The 15870-nt window shown below is 69.5% G+C and carries 17 protein-coding genes; 5 read left to right on the plus strand and 12 right to left on the minus strand.

The genetic code is table 11. The features are described 5' to 3' along the window. Both D8M29_RS00690 and D8M29_RS00695 read right to left on the minus strand, forming a co-directional pair. Nucleotides 1-407, minus strand: a 407-nt coding sequence (locus tag D8M29_RS00690) for a PHP domain-containing protein (protein ID WP_127445754.1), incomplete at its 3' end; no start/stop codon positions are given. Then, nucleotides 404-730, minus strand: coding sequence for a DUF6504 family protein (locus D8M29_RS00695; protein ID WP_004167593.1), 327 nt, complete (start codon nucleotides 728-730; stop codon nucleotides 404-406). The genes D8M29_RS00695 and D8M29_RS00690, both read right to left, overlap by 4 nt. 720 nt (nucleotides 731-1450) lie before the next feature. Between D8M29_RS00695 and D8M29_RS14435 the strand changes: the two genes are divergently transcribed. Both D8M29_RS14435 and D8M29_RS00705 read left to right on the plus strand, forming a co-directional pair. Beyond that, the gene (locus D8M29_RS14435; protein WP_155643112.1) at nucleotides 1451-1894 is read left to right on the plus strand and encodes a DUF6318 family protein; all 444 of its coding nucleotides are present in this window, start codon (nucleotides 1451-1453) and stop codon (nucleotides 1892-1894) included. 215 nt (nucleotides 1895-2109) lie between these two features. Beyond that, complete coding sequence (locus D8M29_RS00705; protein WP_230278125.1) at nucleotides 2110-2829, plus strand: PKD domain-containing protein; 720 nt, start codon at nucleotides 2110-2112, stop codon at nucleotides 2827-2829. Nucleotides 2830-2897: 68 nt separating this feature from the next. Here D8M29_RS00705 and D8M29_RS14050 read toward each other — a convergent pair whose 3' ends face one another. The 3 genes from D8M29_RS14050 to D8M29_RS00725 form a co-directional block, all read right to left on the minus strand. Then, nucleotides 2898-3614, minus strand: a complete 717-nt coding sequence (locus D8M29_RS14050; RefSeq protein WP_230278124.1) for a hypothetical protein — start codon at nucleotides 3612-3614, stop codon at nucleotides 2898-2900. 213 nt (nucleotides 3615-3827) lie between these two features. Then, nucleotides 3828-4679, minus strand: a complete 852-nt coding sequence (locus D8M29_RS00720) for an SOS response-associated peptidase (RefSeq protein ID WP_044659658.1) — start codon at nucleotides 4677-4679, stop codon at nucleotides 3828-3830. 1 nt (nucleotide 4680) lies between these two features. Beyond that, nucleotides 4681-4950, minus strand: coding sequence for a hypothetical protein (locus tag D8M29_RS00725; RefSeq protein ID WP_044659657.1), 270 nt, complete (start codon nucleotides 4948-4950; stop codon nucleotides 4681-4683). A 205-nt stretch (nucleotides 4951-5155) separates the two neighbouring features. On the opposite strand from D8M29_RS00725, the gene D8M29_RS00730 reads away from it, so the two are divergent. From D8M29_RS00730 to D8M29_RS00740, 3 genes are read left to right on the plus strand one after another with little or no spacing between them, the layout of a single operon-like run. Next, the gene (locus D8M29_RS00730) at nucleotides 5156-6250 is read left to right on the plus strand and encodes an S-(hydroxymethyl)mycothiol dehydrogenase (protein ID WP_044659656.1); all 1095 of its coding nucleotides are present in this window, start codon (nucleotides 5156-5158) and stop codon (nucleotides 6248-6250) included. Continuing rightward, a complete protein-coding gene (locus D8M29_RS00735) occupies nucleotides 6250-6906 on the plus strand; it encodes an MBL fold metallo-hydrolase (protein ID WP_004167600.1) in 657 nt (218 codons plus the stop codon). The genes D8M29_RS00730 and D8M29_RS00735 overlap by 1 nt, the downstream gene beginning before the upstream one ends. Before the next feature lie 32 nt (nucleotides 6907-6938). Further along, the gene (locus D8M29_RS00740; RefSeq protein WP_020628074.1) at nucleotides 6939-7559 is read left to right on the plus strand and encodes a uridine kinase; all 621 of its coding nucleotides are present in this window, start codon (nucleotides 6939-6941) and stop codon (nucleotides 7557-7559) included. A 31-nt stretch (nucleotides 7560-7590) separates the two neighbouring features. Here the strand turns inward: D8M29_RS00740 and D8M29_RS00745 are convergent, their stop codons facing one another. The 7 genes from D8M29_RS00745 to nrdE all read right to left on the minus strand — a co-directional run bounded on the left by D8M29_RS00745 (nucleotide 7591) and on the right by nrdE (nucleotide 15855). Next, nucleotides 7591-8361, minus strand: coding sequence for a lipoate--protein ligase family protein (locus D8M29_RS00745; protein WP_044659655.1), 771 nt, complete (start codon nucleotides 8359-8361; stop codon nucleotides 7591-7593). After that, entirely contained in the window at nucleotides 8358-9224 is an 867-nt protein-coding gene (locus tag D8M29_RS00750) for a thioesterase family protein (RefSeq protein WP_127435177.1), read from the minus strand. Before D8M29_RS00750 ends, D8M29_RS00745 begins: the two co-directional genes overlap by 4 nt. An 87-nt stretch (nucleotides 9225-9311) precedes the next feature. Continuing rightward, complete coding sequence (locus tag D8M29_RS00755; protein ID WP_036313181.1) at nucleotides 9312-9989, minus strand: methionine ABC transporter permease; 678 nt, start codon at nucleotides 9987-9989, stop codon at nucleotides 9312-9314. Beyond that, nucleotides 9986-11080, minus strand: coding sequence for a methionine ABC transporter ATP-binding protein (locus D8M29_RS00760; protein WP_078026103.1), 1095 nt, complete (start codon nucleotides 11078-11080; stop codon nucleotides 9986-9988). Before D8M29_RS00760 ends, D8M29_RS00755 begins: the two co-directional genes overlap by 4 nt. Nucleotides 11081-11083: 3 nt before the next feature. Next, nucleotides 11084-11989, minus strand: coding sequence for a MetQ/NlpA family ABC transporter substrate-binding protein (locus D8M29_RS00765; RefSeq protein WP_073115374.1), 906 nt, complete (start codon nucleotides 11987-11989; stop codon nucleotides 11084-11086). Between the two features lie 506 nt (nucleotides 11990-12495). Further along, on the minus strand, nucleotides 12496-13479 hold the full coding sequence (nrdF, locus tag D8M29_RS00770) for a class 1b ribonucleoside-diphosphate reductase subunit beta (RefSeq protein ID WP_152743901.1): 984 nt from the start codon (nucleotides 13477-13479) through the stop codon (nucleotides 12496-12498). 249 nt (nucleotides 13480-13728) lie between these two features. Then, a complete protein-coding gene (gene nrdE / locus D8M29_RS00775) occupies nucleotides 13729-15855 on the minus strand; it encodes a class 1b ribonucleoside-diphosphate reductase subunit alpha (protein ID WP_180537555.1) in 2127 nt (708 codons plus the stop codon). Nucleotides 15856-15870 lie beyond the last annotated feature (15 nt).

Consider the following 15870-nt stretch of genomic DNA (forward strand, 5'->3'; position numbering starts at 1 on the left):
GGTCTGAGCTCGGCGACGCTGGCCCACGGGCTGCCGCCTGCCGCTCCCCCGGTGGTGCGGGCGTGGGCGGCGGAGACGAGCTCGCACAGGGAGCGGTAGCCGGAGCCATGACAGCCTCCTCGGGCGAGCACGACCACGCGGCCGGCGTTCTCGTCCTCGCTCCACCGGACGGCCAGGTCCACGCCCACGATCGGGGTGATGCCGTGGCGCAGGCAGGCGCCCACGTGCTTGGCCATGCCGTAGAGCCCGTCCCGGTCGGTGCAGGCCAGCAGGTCCATGTCCGCGGCCGCGGCGGCGGCCACGAGGTCCTCGGGCCAGCTGACCCCGTAGTGGGCGCTGAACGCGGAGGCGACGTGCAGGTGGGCGAAGGGTGCGGCGGTGCGTCCGGCCGCGGTGGCCCGGCTCATGCCGACCGCCTCAGGTCCTGGGCGTGCTCGTGGACGCGCACGAGCCGCCACCGGCCGGAGTCCAGGTGGTGGGCGACGTCGAGGGTCTGCAGGGGCGCGGCGCCGACCCGGGCCAGGCGGACCTGCAGCCGCCACATCTCGTGGTCGACGAGACCGGCGCCGCGGCCCTTCTCCGCGCGGACCTCCTCCGCCCACCAGCGGCGCCGCTCGAACCAGCGCACGGGGCGCTCTGCGAGGACGTAGTCCCGCCCGTTCCAGCGCAGCCCCTGCGGGGTGCCGTCTGCCCCGCACTCCACCGCCACCGACTGTGTGAGGACTCCCATTCTGCTTCTCTCCCTGTGCACTGCTGACCGGACCGACGACGGGGTGCCGTCGGGCGATGGGAGCGCGGCCCGTCCGGCGGACCGGACGCGGGGAAGAAGTGGGAAGGTGGGGCCGCACCCCCGATCGTACTCGAATATGTGTTCGAATGCGATGGAGGCGAACGTAGGGCGGCCGCCGGACACGTTAAGGACGCATGGCCCCCGGGATGGGAGGGACCGAGTCCTGACCGCGGACCTCGACCCGACCCTGGGGCGCACATGCACGAGAAAATCGTCTCTTGGGCCGGAAGAAGTGCGCCGGCACGGTCCTGTGGACAATGCGAGCAGGACCACAATCCGCCTGCGTATACTCCGAACCAACCGGGCCTCGCATGCCACGGGCACCGCGCTGCGGGATCAGCGCGGGAGGCGCGGACACACGACGGACGTCCAGTTGGAGGGGAAATGTCTCTCACCGCACCCGGGCGCGCCCTGCGCCGCCACCGATTCGCCCAGGCCGGCACGCTCAGCGTGGCCTTGGCGCTCGCACTGACCGCCTGTGGCGGGCAGTCCGAGCCCGCCGAGTCGTCGACGACGTCACCCTCGTCCGCCAAGCCCGCCGTCGAGACGTCCGCGCCCGCGAGCACGAGCGAGACCGCGGGCGTCAGCTCATCCCCCACGGCCACGGAGAGCAGGTCCGGCGAATACGTGCCCGCATCTGCCGACGGTCCCGCTCAGAACGTGCCCAAGCCGGAGATGCCCGCCGCCATGAAGGAAGAGACCAAGGAGGGCGCCGAGGCGGCGATTCGCTATTTCTGGGAGGCGACTTATTTCCTGCAGCAGACGGGTGAGCCCCAACCTCTGCAAGAGGTATCAGGCAAGACTTGCAAATTTTGCGAGCAGTACAAGCAGTCAATGACAGGTCTATATGAGAACGACGGATGGATGTCTGGCGACGGCCCAAGCATCACCTCCATGGCGACCCAGCCATCTACAGACGGATATATAGCAACACTTCTCATCGATCTGAGCCCTGAGACTGCCCGTGACTCCAAGGGAAAAATTCTTCCCGGCGGAGAGGTTTCAGCCTCACCTGAAAGTCCGTGGATTGCAGAACTTTCCTACTCAAGTGACCTTGGACATTGGGTCGTAGACAGCATGACGCTCGAGTCTCCAGCCGGATGACCAGCATGAAACCTAGGCTTTTCCTGTGCGGTTTCGCTCTTACCTCCCTGCTCCTTACTGCACAGCCCGCCGCCTCCGAAGAACCCGTAGTCAAATGTGGCACCCAGGGAAATTCCTATGGAATAGGCGACAACGCCGTGAAGTCTGAAGTAAATTGCACCGATCCGTCGGAGATTTCTTCACCTGGAACAGACGGTGCAAACTCGTCGGCTCCCGTGGCATCCCACCTAGAGCACAAGACGGTCAGTGCGTGCATCCCAGGGCAGCTCGGCAACTCGGATTTCGAGAGCTGCCGAGAGCAGGAGGACAACTTCTGCCCCGAGGGTTCATGGATCCGGGCGCAGACCATAGACACCCGTCAACCTGATGCGAATCCCGTCTATGGCGCCCCCAAATGTTGGACGGCCAAGGCCTCCAGCAACGGCGCCCCGCCCGTCTCCATCGACGAGGTCCGCACGCTCCTCGTGCTGGAGCCTGAGATCCGGTCGGACAATGGCGGACGCGGGATCCGCAATGCGGAGACGAACTTCTACGCAGACGCCGAGACGCGCACGCTCGTCACCACCCTCAACGGGGTCGAGGTCGAACTCCGCGCCACGCCGGTGAGCTTCCACTGGGATTACGGGGACGGGTCCCCCACCAAGACCACCTCGGTCGCAGGCCAGAGCCAGCCGGAGTTCAACGTCCCCACCCCCACGAGCCACGTGTACGAGGACACCGGGCAGTACACGGTCCGCCTCACCACCGTGTACATCGGCGAATACCGGGAGGCCGGGGGCGAGTGGGTGCTCATCCCGGGCACCATCAGCCTCGACTCGGCCCCTGTCACCGCGAATATCTGGCGCACCATCACCCGCAATGTCGCCGATGACTGCAGCGTCGACTCCTCAGCCTGGGGCTGCACCGGCCCCATCGAATCCGCTCCGGCCGGCTGAGCACAGACCGCGGGGCGGCCGACGGTCTCCCGTCCACCGCCCCGCGGCCCCCTCGTCGGCCGGGTGTGTCAGACCCGGCGCACCCGCCCCCGGGCCATGAGCACGAGTCCCGCGCCGAGGGCCGCGAGCGCTCCGAGCGCGCCCGCCGGAACCTCACGCCCGGTCTCGACCGTGTCCGGGGTCGTGTGGGTCTCCTCCCCGCCCGTTCCCTCCCCCGGTTCCTCCCCGGCCACGGGAGCCGGAGTGTCGACGGGCTCCTGCTCGGCGGGCGGCACCGGGTCCGCCTCGCCGGGAGACGGGGCGTCCTCCCCCGCCGGCACGTTCAGGGCCCAAGGCTTCTGCCCGTCCGCGAGCAACTCGACGAGTGCGAAGACGGCGGACCGCTCCGCGTCCTGGGTGATGATGACGTCCTCACCCTCGGTCACCCCGTCCAGCGACCAGTCGAGGACGAGGCGGTCGTCGGTCGGGTATGTCGCGTCGGCGAGGTAGTGAAACCCGGTGAAGGAGTCCACCGTGGTGTCGCGCCAGAGGGCACCCCAGCGCGGACCCCACGAGAGTTCCGCAACCGCCGCGTCGTCGCCCAGGCCTTCGGACCGGAACGGCAGCAGCACGCCCGGCTCGGCGTGCTCCAGCGTGAGGAACCGCTCGGGGTAGTCCCCGAACACGGGGTCGGCCAGGCTGTGCTCGCCCCACGCGTAGACGAGCCCGGCAGAGGGGCCTATGTTGCCCTCCGGAGTGCCGGCAGCCTCATCGTAGAGAGCGGCGGCCACCGGGGTGCCGTCCACGGACAGGGTGAACAGGAGATGACCGTCTCCGGCCTCACCGTGGCACCCCGCCGAAAGATGCGGCGCTCGCGCCGGCCCGGTGACACCCACGCTACGCAGAGCCCATTCTCAGGGGGAGTTCAGGACGGTCTCGGATCCGTCTCGATCCGATCACGATGCCGCGGCGTCGCATTTCCGCGCCTCACGGGCAGGTCATCCCCGTCGCCCCGTCCCTCAGAGCAGCGTTCCCTGCTGCTCTCTCATCTCCTGGGTCAGCTCCGGCCCGTTGTTCCGGACATTCCCCACAGCGCCCCCCACGGGCCGCAGCGACCAGCCCGCCGCGACGTCGTACGCGCCGGCGCACACCTCGCCCACGAGGGCGTCGGCTTCTTCGGCGGACCCGAGCGTGTCCGGGGCGAGCCACCGGTCCATCGTCTCGGCGTCCATGGGCACGGGCAGCCGGTCGTGCAGCTGGCCGAGTGCGGCGAGCACCGGATCGTCGTCGTCCGCGTCGGGCCCGGCCATGGTGAGGATCGTCGTCGAGAGGACCCAGGCGTCCTCCCCCGCCGCCTTGGCCTCGGGGTCCTGCCACCACTCGTACAGGCCGGCGAACCAGATGACCGGCCCCTCGCCGTCCCCGGCCCCGGCCGGGTGCACGTAGTAGGGCTGCTTCTTCGCGGCCCGCCCGTCGGGACCCTTGGCGCCAGGCTCCGGCGTCTTCCACTCGTAGTAGCCCTCCACCGGCACGGCGCAGCGGCGGGCGCGGACGGCGGCCCGGAACGTCGGCTTGCAGGCCACGGTCTCCGAGCGCGCGTTGAACGCACGGGACCCCACGGACAGCTCCTTCGCCCACGGCGGCACCAGGCCCCAGCGGGCCACGTGGATCCGCCGGGTCACCCCGGCACCGCCGTCGCCCCCACGGGTGCCTCCGGCACCGCCGTCGTCCGCGTGCGCCACGAGGATCGGCACCTCGGCTGTCGGCGCCACGTTCCAGCTCTGGCGCAGCACCAGCTCCTCATTCGTCTCGGCATCGCCCAGGGCCACCAGGTCGCTCGTGGCGCGGGCCATCACGTAGCGGCCGCACACGTCAGCGGTCCCTCCCGTCCCGGCCACGCTCGACATACATCCACGCGATGCCGAGGGCGAAGCCCATCATCGCGCAGCCGAGCACAGTGCCCCAGGGCCTCTCGGTGCCCAGTCCGAACACCACCCCCAGGCCGACGCCGATCAGCAGCCCCACCAGTGGGATGCGCCACTGAGCGAGCGCCCCGGTGCCGTTCCGGGCACCGGCCGGAGCCCCGGCTGGAGCCTCCGGAGCTTCGTACGCCTCGTCCTCGTCTCTGCCATGTCCTGCCACGGTTCGCCCCTCCGTTCACATCGGTGCTGCGGGTCAGGTTGCAGTCTCCCCCGGCCGCCGCGGCGACACCACACACCAGGCCCCCCGGCTGCTCACCGATGCGTCGCACAGACACCTGTGATGGGATGGGCAGAACGAGCCCGCACGTCGCGCCGCCCCACGCATGCGCGGCATCGGGCAGATCCCCACCACCAGGAGGAACAACGTGTCCCAGAAGGTCCGCGGCGTCGTCGCCATGGCGAAGGACGCCCCCGTCACCATCGAGACCATCGTCATCCCCGATCCGGGACCCGGCGAGGCCGTCGTCGACATCAAGACCTGCGGCGTCTGCCACACGGATCTGCACTACCAGCAGGGCGGGATCGGCGACGAGTACCCGTACCTGCTCGGCCACGAGGCCACGGGTGTGGTCTCCGCGATCGGCGAGGGTGTCGACCACGTCAAGGTCGGCGACACCGTGATCCTCAACTGGCGCGCCGTGTGCGGCGAGTGCCGCGCGTGCCGGAAGGGCGAACCGAAGTACTGCTTCAACACCCACAACGCGACCCAGAAGATGACCCTGGAGGACGGCACGGAGCTGTCCCCGGCCCTGGGCATCGGGGCGTTCGCGGACAAGACGCTCGTCCACGCCAAGCAGTGCACCCAGGTCGACGGCGTCGACACGCCCGAGGAACAGGCCGCGGTCGGCCTGCTCGGCTGCGGGATCATGGCCGGCATCGGCGCGGCCATCAACACCGGCGAGGTCAAGCGCGGCGAGTCCGTGGCCGTGATCGGCTGCGGCGGCGTCGGCGTGGCCTCGATCGCCGGGGCGAAGCTCGCCGGCGCCACCACGATCACCGCGGTGGACATCGACGCCAAGAAGCTCGCCAAGGCTGAGGAGCTCGGCGCCACCCACACCGTGAACTCGAAGGACGAGGACCCCGTGGAGGCCATCCGCGCGGCGACCGGCGGCTTCGGCGCCGACGTGGTCATCGATGCGGTCGGCCGCCCGGAGACCTACGAGCAGGCGTTCTACGCCCGGGACCTGGCCGGCCGCGTCGTCCTGGTGGGCGTGCCCACCCCCGGCATGGAGCTGAAGCTGCCCCTGCCGGAGGTGTTCGGCCGCGGCGGCGCGCTGAAGTCCTCGTGGTACGGCGACTGCCTGCCGGAGCGCGACTTCCCCATGCTCGTGGACCAGTACCGCCTGGGCCGCCTGCCGCTGGACGAGTTCGTCACGGAGACCATCGCCCTGGACGAGGTGAACGAGGCCTTCGAGACGATGAAGTCCGGCGACGTCCTGCGCTCGGTGGTGGTGCTCTGATGGCGCGCATCGATCACCTGGTCACCTCCGGCACGTTCTCCCTGGACGGGGAGACGTTCGACGTGGACAACAACGTGTGGATCGTCGGCGGCGCGGAGCAGTGCGTCGTCATCGACCCGGCCCATGACGCCTCGGCCGTCTGGAAGAAGGTGAACGGCCGCCAGGTGCTGGCCATCGTCCTCACCCACGGCCACGACGACCACATCCGCCAGGTCCAGGAGTTCCGCCAGATGGTGGACGCCCCCGTGCTGCTCCACCCAGCAGACCGCATGCTCTGGGACGACGTCTTCCCCGACGAGGAGCCCGACGGCGCGCTCGCCGAGGGCGACGTCCTGCGCGTGGCCGGCGTCGAGCTGCGGGTGCTGCACACCCCCGGCCACTCCCCCGGCTCGGTCTGCCTGTACGCCCCCGCGCTGGGCGAGGCCGGCGACGACGGCGCCCCGACCGGCGTCGTGTTCTCCGGCGACACCCTGTTCCAGGGCGGGCCCGGCGCCACCGGCCGCTCGTACTCGGACTTCGACACGATCATCGAGTCCATCCGCGAGCGCCTGTTCCCGCTGCCGGAGGCCACCGTGGTCCACACCGGCCACGGCGACTCCACCACAATCGGCACGGAGAAGCCGCACCTGCAGGAGTGGATCGACCGCGGCCACTGAGGACGCGCCGAGGTGGGGAAGAATGGTCCCCCGTGACCATCCTCCCCGCCTCGCCCCCTCCCTCCGTGATCCTGCTCGGCGGCGCGTCGGGCTCCGGCAAGTCCTACCTGGCCCGGCGGCACGGCCGGCCCCACCTCTCGCTCGATGCGTTCTACCGTCCGCAGTCCGACGACGGCGCCGCGGGCGGGCCCGGCCCCGTGTTCCCGCGCACCCCCTACGGTGAGATCGACTGGGACCACCCCGGAACGTGGGATGAGCAGGCGGCCGTGGACGCCGTCGTCGAACTGCTCGAGGAGGGCGCCACGCGCGTGCCCGACTACGACATCTCCACGTCCTCCGTCCGCGGGCACAGCACCGTCGCGCTCGAGCCGGGCGGGGTGATCGTGGCGGAGGGCATCTTCGCCGAGCGCATGCCCGCCGCCCTGGACCGGGCCAGGGTCCGCTACGCGGCCTGGTACATCGACCAGGCGCGGACCACGACGGCGGCCCGCCGGTTCGTGCGCGATGTCGCCGAGCGTCGCAAGCCCGTGCCGTTCCTCGTGCAGCGGGGCTGGTCCCTGTACCGGACGGACGCGGCGCGCCGGGCGGCGGCCGTGGCGGCCGGCTTCACCCCGCGACGCAAGCGGGAGATCATCGCGGATCTCACGGCCTGACGGGCCGCCCGCAGCCGGGCCGCCCGTGCCCTCAGCCGGCGGTGCCCGCGCCGAGGACGGCGAGCTGCTCGTCCACGACCTCGAGCCCGGCGGCGGCGGCCCACGCCGTGTACTCCTCCCGCAGGGCCACGGCGAACGCGGGGACGCTCACCCCGGGACGCACGTCCTCGGCCGCGCCCGCCGTGCGGGGGTCCATGTCCAGGCCGAGCTCCCGGTAGACGTCGACGAGCACGGCCCGCAGCGGGGCGGGGTCGGACACCACCACGTGGGTGGAGAACAGGAACGCCCCCTTCACCACGCGCTGCGCGGAGCCGGCCAGCTTCACCGGGTAGGTCGGCGCAGGACCCTGCACGGAGAACTCACCCGGGCAGTACTCCCCCGGGATCTCGCCCACGGAGGCGGGCACGTCCATGCGCGCGAACGCCCGCACGAACAGGTCGGCGAACTCGGCGAACCGGGCCTGCTGGGTGAGTGCCGCGTCCTCCTGCTGGCTCAGGTGGTCCACCACCAGGCAGCCGTGATGGTAGGCCGCCGCCCGCCCGCCGGCCCGGCGCACCACCGGCGCGAAGCCGTGGGCCCGGGCCGCCGCAGCCGCGGCCGCGAAACCGGGCAGCCGCGCGTCGCGCTGGCCGAACGCGACCGTCGGTTCGGGCACGTAGACGCGGATCAGATCGTCGAGGGCCCTTCCCTCGGCCGCGGCGGCGCGGAAGACGGCCAGCTCGCCCATGGCCCAGTCGAGGTCTTCAGCGGCCCCGAGGGTCCGCTCCTGCACGGCCCAGCGCAGCCGGGGAGCTGGGCTCACAGGCCGCCCTCGACCGGCCAGGAGCGCAGGGTGAGGGTCTGCTCGACGTGGGCGAAGGGGCCGTCGTCGTCGTGGAGGACGGTGCTGGTCAGGCCCACGCCGTCCGGGCCCACCGTGACCTGCCCCGCGAGGCCGAGCCAGTGGCCGGTGGGCTCGCGGTACAGGTGGATCTGCAGGTCCACGTTGGGGAAGAACCACCCGCCCGGCTTCGCCGGCAGGGCGGGGGCGATCCCGTTGGCCGCATCGGTGAGGCTGATCAGGCGCACCAGGTCGCTCGTGCTCTCCCCCGCCACCATCTCGCGGTCCGTGGTGAGCCACACCCGGCCGTGGCCCGGCCCGTGGCCGGGCAGGACGACGCCGTCGAGGGAGGCGATGTACCCGCCTCCCCATCCGTGGAGCGCGTTGTGCGACTGCGCCTGCGAGCGCGGCGGGAGGGGCTCGTCCGGCAGCTGGGCGACGGCGGAGGTGTCCGAGGTGGACAGCAGCCAGGCCCGCAGGATCAGCACGGTGCGGCCCCGGGCGTGGAGCACGGACTCGACGAGCTCGATGGTCCGGCCCGGACGCAGGGTGCGCGTGACCACCTCGAGCTCGCCCGACCAGAGCGTGCCCAGGATGTCGTAGGAGAGCCGTCCCACCCGCAGCCCGGGAGTGGTCTCGTGCGCGGCCACCTCGTGCAGCAGCAGGCCCGAGACGGCGGCCATGTGCATCTCCTCTTCCCGCCATGCGCCCTGGGCGTGCACGGTGGAGCGCACGCGGGAGGTGCGGACGCCGTCGGCGTCCACGGTGGGCTCGCCGAGGCGCACGTAGAAGGCCAGGGGATCGTCGGCGACGGAGGCCGCGGGGGTGGAGGTGATGTCGGTCATGGGCCGAAGTCTGCCAGAACGACGACGACGGCCGGTGACGTCCCCGCGGGATGTCACCGGCCGTCGTCGTGCGGACCGAGCCGGGGTTCAGCGGCGCATGACCTTGCGGGCGATGCCGTTGCCGATCAGCTGCAGCGCCTGGACGAACACGATCACCACGATCACGGCCAGCCAGGTGACCTCCGGACGGAACCGGTTGTAGCCCTCCACGATGGCGAAGTTGCCGACGCCGCCGCCGCCGATGATGCCCGCCATCGCGGACATGTCCACGAGCGAGATGATCACGAACGTGAAGCCGAGGATCAGCGGGCCGAGGGCCTCGGGCAGCACCACGGCGCGCACGATCCGCATGCGGGAGGCGCCCATCGCGCGGGCGGCCTCGATCACGCCGGGGTCCAGCGAGACGAGGTTCTGCTCCACGATGCGGGCGATGCCGAACGTGGACGCCCAGATCATGCAGAACACCACGGCGGTGTTGCCGATGCCGGTGCCGAGCACCGCGATGGTCAGCGGCTGCAGGGCGGCGATGAGGATGACGAACGGGATGGGCCGGATGAGGTTCACGATGAAGTTCGTGACCAGGTAGACGGCACGGTTGGCGAAGATGCCGCCCGGGCGCGTGGTGTAGAGGACGAGCCCGACCAGCAGGCCGAGGATGCCGCCGAGGATGAAGGACCAGCCGACCATGTAGAGGGTGTCCCCCACGGCGGTCATCAGCTCGGGGCCGTAGTACCCCCAGTCGAGGTTCTGGAATCGGTCGATCACTGGTGCACCTCCTGCACGTCTCCGGCGCCGGCCAGGTCCGCGACAAACGCGTCCACCGCGGCGGCCTCGCCCGTGAGCGCCACGGTGAGCAGGCCGTACGCGGAGTCCTTGGTGGCGGACATGCCGCCGTGGACGATCTCGAAGCCCACGCCGCGCGTCGATGCGGTGCCGAGCACCGCCGAGACCGCGGCGGAGTCCTTGAGCGAGACCATGATCAGCCGACCCTCGGTGCGCGCCCGGATGCGGGCCACCTCCTCGGCATTCGGCCGGTCCTTGAGCGCCGTGGCCACGAAGGACGCGGCGTCGGCGGAGTGGGCGGGCCGAGAGAAGAGGTCGTAGACTTTGCCGGACTCCACCACGCGGCCGCTGTCCATCACGGCGACGCGGTCGGCGATCGAGCGGATGACCTCCATCTCGTGGGTGATGGCCACGATCGTGACCCCGAGCTCCTCGTTGACGCGGCGCAGCACGGAGAGCACCTCGTGCGTCGTCGAGGGATCCAGGGCGCTGGTGGCCTCGTCTGCGAGCAGGATCTCCGGCTCGGCGGCCAGGGCGCGGGCGATGCCGACGCGCTGCTTCTGGCCGCCCGAGAGCTGCTCCGGGTAGTGCTTGGCCTTGTCCGCCAGGCCGACGAACTCGAGCAGCTCCGCCACGCGAGCGCGGCGTTTGGACCGCGGCCAGCCGGCCGTGTCCAGAGCGAACTCGATGTTCCCGGCCACCGTGCGGGAGGTCAGCAGGTTGAACTGCTGGAACACCATGCCGATGCGGGTGCGCAGCGGACGCAGCTTCGCTTCGGAGAGATGGGAGACCTGCTGGCCCAGCACAGTGACGGTGCCCGACGTCGGCTTCTCCAGCCCGTTGATCATGCGGATCAGGGTGGACTTGCCGGCGCCGGAGAAGCCGATGACGCCGAAGACCTCGCCGCGGTTCACGGCGAGCGAGACGTCGTCCACGGCCTTCACACCGGCACCCTTCTTGGCGGCGTAGACGCGGCTGACGTGGTCGAAGACGATGACCGGCTCCCCCGGGGCGCCCGCGGAGGGGCGCCCCGGGGTGACCGCGTCACGGTCGGACGTATGGGAACCTGCCATGGATCAGGCGCCCTGCTTCGCGATCGCGTCCTGGTACTGCTTCAGGGTCTCGTCGATCTGGGCGGTGTCGAGCTGCACCGGCACGCTCGTGCCGGAGGAGAGCTTCGCGGACTCATCCAGCACGGGCTGCTCGTGGTACAGGGCCGCGATCTTCTTGTAGGTCTCGTTGTCGCGGTCCTCGCGACGCACGGCGAAGCCGTTGACGTACGGCTTGGCGGAGTCGTCCTCGGGGTCGTCCTTGAACAGGGCGGTGTTCGTGTCGATGCCGGCGTCCGCCGAGAAGGTGTTGTTGATGACCGCGCCCTGCACGGACTCGAGCGCGTTCACGGTCTGCTGCGCGGCCACGGGCTGCACCGTCACGGTGGAGGCGGCCTCGTCGATGTCGCGGACCTCCGGGCGGATGGTCTCATTGGACAGCTTCAACAGGCCGGCGGCGACGAGCACATTGATGGCACGGGCCTGATTCACGGTGTCGTTCGGGATGGCGACGGTGTCGCCCTTCTTGAACTCGGAGACGTCCGTGTACTTCTTGGAGTACAGGGGCAGCGGGATGATCTCGGTGGTCCCGATCATCGTCAGGTCCTTGCCGGAGGCCTGGTTGTAGTCGGCCAAGTAGGCGATGTGCTGGAACCAGTTCATGTCGATGTCGCCGTTGTCCAGCGCCGGGTTCGGCTGCGTGTACTCGGTGAAGTTGCGGATCTCGACGTCGATGCCGTGCTTCTCCTTCGCGAGCTTCACCAGGGCGCGGTGCGACTCGTTCTCGGACACGACGCCGATGCGCACGGTCTGGGCGCCGTCGTCGCTCTTCTCCTCGGCCTGCGAGTTGCAGGCGGTCAGGGCGAACGCGCCGACGGCGGCCAGGGACAGGCCGGCGAAGGAGCGGCGGGAGATGTTCGAGGGGGTCGTCATGGGGTTCTCCTTGGAGGACGGTGCGACGTCGCCGGCGCGGGTGGGCACGGCGGGTGCGGAACGGTGCGGGGTGGGCCGTGCGGTGGGTGATTCCCCGCGGGGCACAGCACGGCGGGCGGGGGGCGAGAGACGCCCCGAGCCGGAGGCCGGGATCCTTTCGAACGCTGCTCTTGCCCGTCCCCAGTCACCGCGGGCTCCCCTCGAGGGGTCTGCACGCAGCGGAGGCAGGCCGCTTCTCGGTCCGTTGCCACCCGTGAACATGGGGTTGGCGAGCGGCTCGTCGTGGGACCACGTGGACCCGCCGAGGCGGGGTCCACAGCCGCTTCTCCTGAAGCTGGGCCCAAGCGTATCGCAGCGTGTGCGCTCCATCGGGCAGGGCGGTGACGCGCAGCGTCATACTGCGGGCCCGGGTGTCGACGTGTGATGCCCCCGCGAGACGACGACGGCCGGGCGCCTCCGCGGGGAGGCGACCGGCCGTCGTCGGGACGGGGCTCAGGCGGACGGGATCAGAAGTCCCAGTCCTCGTCCTCGGTGTTCTCGGCCTTGCCGATCACGTAGGAGGAGCCGGAGCCGGAGAAGAAGTCGTGGTTCTCGTCCGAGTTCGGGGAGAGCGCGGAGAGGATGGCGGGGTTCACGTTCGTGGTCTCGGCCGGGAACATGGGCTCGTAGCCCAGGTTCATCAGCGCCTTGTTCGCGTTGTAGTGCAGGAACTTCTTCACGTCCTCGGCCAGACCGACGGCGTCGTAGAGGTCATGGGTGTACTCGACCTCGTTCTCGTACAGCTCGAACAGCAGCTCGAAGGTGAACGCCTTGAGCTCCTCCCGCTTCTCCTCCGGCAGGGTCTCGATGCTCCGCTGGTACTTGTAGCCGATGTAGTACCCGTGCACCGCCTCGTCGCGGATGATCAGGCGGATCAGGTCGGCGGTGTTGGTGAGGCGGGCGTGCCCGGAGAGGTACATGGGCCAGTAGAAGCCCGAGTAGAAGAGGAAGGACTCGAGCAGGGTGGAGGCGATCTTCTTCTTGTACGGGTCCTGGCCGTCATAGCGCTCCACGATCAGGCGGGCCTTGGCCTGCAGGTTCCGGTTCTCACGGGACCAGCGGAACGCCTCGTCGATCTCCGGGGTGGAGGCCAGCGTGGAGAAGATCGAGGAGTACGACTTCGCGTGCACCGACTCCATGAACGCGATGTTCGTGAGGACGGCCTCCTCGTGCGGGGTCATGGCGTCCGGGATGAGGGAGACGGCGCCCACGGTGCCCTGGATCGTGTCCAGCAGGGTCAGGCCCGTGAACACGCGCATGGAGAGCAGCCGCTCCTCATCCGTGAGGTGGGACCAGGACTGGACGTCGTTGGACAGCGGCACCTTCTCCGGCAGCCAGAAGTTGTTGACGAGGCGGTTCCACACCTCCACGTCCTTCTCGTCCTGAATGCGGTTCCAGTTGATCGCCTCGACGAGGTGGGACTGCTGGGTCTCGGTCACGGCAGGGCACATCCTTCAGAAGAATTCGTTGAGAATCCGCGGATTCCGGGGGCTCTCGAGAGCACGGTCAGCGGGGCGCGGGTCCGGGACAGTCTAGGCCCGCAGGGGCAGCGGCAGCCACTCGGGCAGGTCCGGGCTCACGACGTCGTGGGCCCGCCCCGCCCGGCCAGGCGCGCCGCTCCACTTCGCGGCGGGAAATCGAGCGCACCCGCGCTCAGAAGCGCGGAATACGCGGGATTTCCCGCCACGAAGGGCCGGCTGTCAGAGCATGCAGCTCACGCAGCCCTCGACCTCGGTGCCCTCCAGCGCGAGCTGGCGCAGGCGGATGTAGTAGATCGTCTTGATGCCCTTCGTCCACGCGTAGATCTGCGCGCGGTTCAGGTCACGGGTGGTGGCCGTGTCCTTGAAGAACAGCGTCAGGGACAGGCCCTGGTCCACGTGCTGCGTCGCCGCGGCGTACGTGTCGATGATCTTCTCGTAGCCGATCTCGTACGCGTCCTCGTAGTACTCGAGGTTCTCGTTGGTGAGGTACGGCGCCGGGTAGTACACGCGGCCGAGCTTGCCCTCCTTGCGGATCTCGATCTTCGAGGCCACCGGGTGGATCGAGGAGGTCGAGTTGTTGATGTAGGAGATCGAGCCCGTCGGCGGGACGGCCTGCAGGTTGCGGTTGAAGATGCCGTGCTCCATGACGGAGGCCTTCAGCTCACGCCAGTCGTCCTGCGTGGGCAGGGCGATGCCGGCCTCGGCGAACAGCTCGGCGACGCGCTCGGTGGCGGGCGCCCACTCCTGATCCGTGTACTTGTCGAAGAACTCTCCGGAGGCGTACTTCGAGTCCTCGAACCCGCCGAACCGCTGGCCGGTCTCGATGGCGATCCGGTTCGAGGCCCGCAGCGCGTGGAACAGCACCGCGTAGAAGTACATGTTCGTGAAGTCGATGCCCTCCTCCGAGCCGTAGTGGACGCGCTCGCGCGCCAGGTAGCCGTGGAGGTTCATCTGCCCCAGGCCGATGGCGTGGGAGGCGGCGTTGCCCTTGGCGATGGACGGCACCGACTGGATGTCGGACATGACCGACACGGCCGTCAGCGCACGGATCGCGGTCTCCACGGACCGGCCGAAGTCCGGCGAGTCCATGGTCTTGGCGATGTTCATCGAGCCGAGGTTGCAGGAGATGTCCTGGCCCACGTGGGCGTAGCTCAGGTCCTCGTTGTACTCGGAGGCCTCGGAGACCTGCAGGATCTCGGAGCACAGGTTGGACATGGTGATGCGGCCCTTGATCGGGTTCGCGGCGTTCACGGTGTCCTCGAACACGACGTACGGGTAGCCGGACTCGAACTGGATCTCGGCGATGGTCTGGAAGAACTCGCGCGCGTTGATCTTGGTCTTCTTGATCCGCGCGTCGTCGACCATCTCGTAGTACTTCTCGGTCACGGAGATCTCGGAGAACGGCACCCCGTAGACGCGCTCGACGTCGTACGGCGAGAACAGGTACATGTCCTCGTTCTTCTTCGCCAGCTGGAACGTGATGTCCGGGATCACGACGCCGAGGGAGAGGGTCTTGATGCGGATCTTCTCGTCCGCGTTCTCGCGCTTGGTGTCGAGGAAGCGGTGGATGTCCGGGTGGTGCGCGTTGAGGTACACCGCGCCGGCGCCCTGGCGCGCGCCGAGCTGGTTGGCGTAGGAGAAGGAGTCCTCGAGGAGCTTCATCACGGGGATGACGCCGGAGGACTGGTTCTCGATCTGCTTGATGGGCGCGCCGTGCTCGCGGATGTTGGTCAGCGAGAGGGCCACGCCGCCGCCGCGCTTGGACAGCTGCAGGGCGGAGTTGATGCCGCGGGCGATCGACTCCATGTTGTCCTCGATGCGCAGCAGGAAGCAGGAGACGAGCTCGCCGCGCTGCTTCTTGCCCGAGTTGAGGAAGGTGGGGGTGGCCGGCTGGAAGCGGCCGGCGATCATCTCGTCCACCAGGTGGGTGGCCAGCTCCTGGTCGCCCCGGGCCAGGTGGAGGGCGACGACGGCGACGCGGTCCTCGTAGCGCTCGAGGTAGCGCTTGCCGTCGAAGGTCTTCAGGGCGTACGAGGTGTAGAACTTGAACGCGCCGAGGAATGTCGGGAAGCGGAACTTGGCCTTGTAGGCACGATCGAACAGGCCCCGGATGAACTCGAAGGGGTACTGCTCGAACGTCTCGGTCTCGTAGTAGTCGTTCTTCTGCAGGTAGTCGAGCTTCTCCTCCAGGTCGTGGAAGAACACCGTGTTGGTGTTGACGTGCTGCAGGAAGTACTGGCGCGCGGCCGCGTGGTCGGCCTCGAACTGGATGCGACCGTCGGCGCCGTAGAGGTTCAGCATGGCGTTGAGCTCGTGGTAGCCGAGGTTCTGCCACTCGGCGGGCATGTTCTTCGCCTGGCG

Origin of the sequence: Micrococcus sp. HSID17227, from assembly GCF_003989405.1 — a bacterium.
Lineage (GTDB): Bacteria > Actinomycetota > Actinomycetes > Actinomycetales > Micrococcaceae > Micrococcus > Micrococcus luteus.

Coding starts and splice junctions, on each gene's coding strand:
- D8M29_RS00695 (WP_004167593.1), bottom strand. CDS start 730: ATGGGAGTCCTCACACAGTCGGTGGCGGTGGAGTGCGGGGCAGACGGC.
- D8M29_RS00735 (WP_004167600.1), top strand. CDS start 6,250: ATGGCGCGCATCGATCACCTGGTCACCTCCGGCACGTTCTCCCTGGAC.
- D8M29_RS00750 (WP_127435177.1), bottom strand. CDS start 9,224: ATGACCGACATCACCTCCACCCCCGCGGCCTCCGTCGCCGACGATCCC.
- D8M29_RS00760 (WP_078026103.1), bottom strand. CDS start 11,080: ATGGCAGGTTCCCATACGTCCGACCGTGACGCGGTCACCCCGGGGCGC.
- D8M29_RS00765 (WP_073115374.1), bottom strand. CDS start 11,989: ATGACGACCCCCTCGAACATCTCCCGCCGCTCCTTCGCCGGCCTGTCC.
- nrdF (WP_152743901.1), bottom strand. CDS start 13,479: ATGTGCCCTGCCGTGACCGAGACCCAGCAGTCCCACCTCGTCGAGGCG.
- nrdE (WP_180537555.1), bottom strand. CDS start 15,855: ATGCCCGCCGAGTGGCAGAACCTCGGCTACCACGAGCTCAACGCCATG.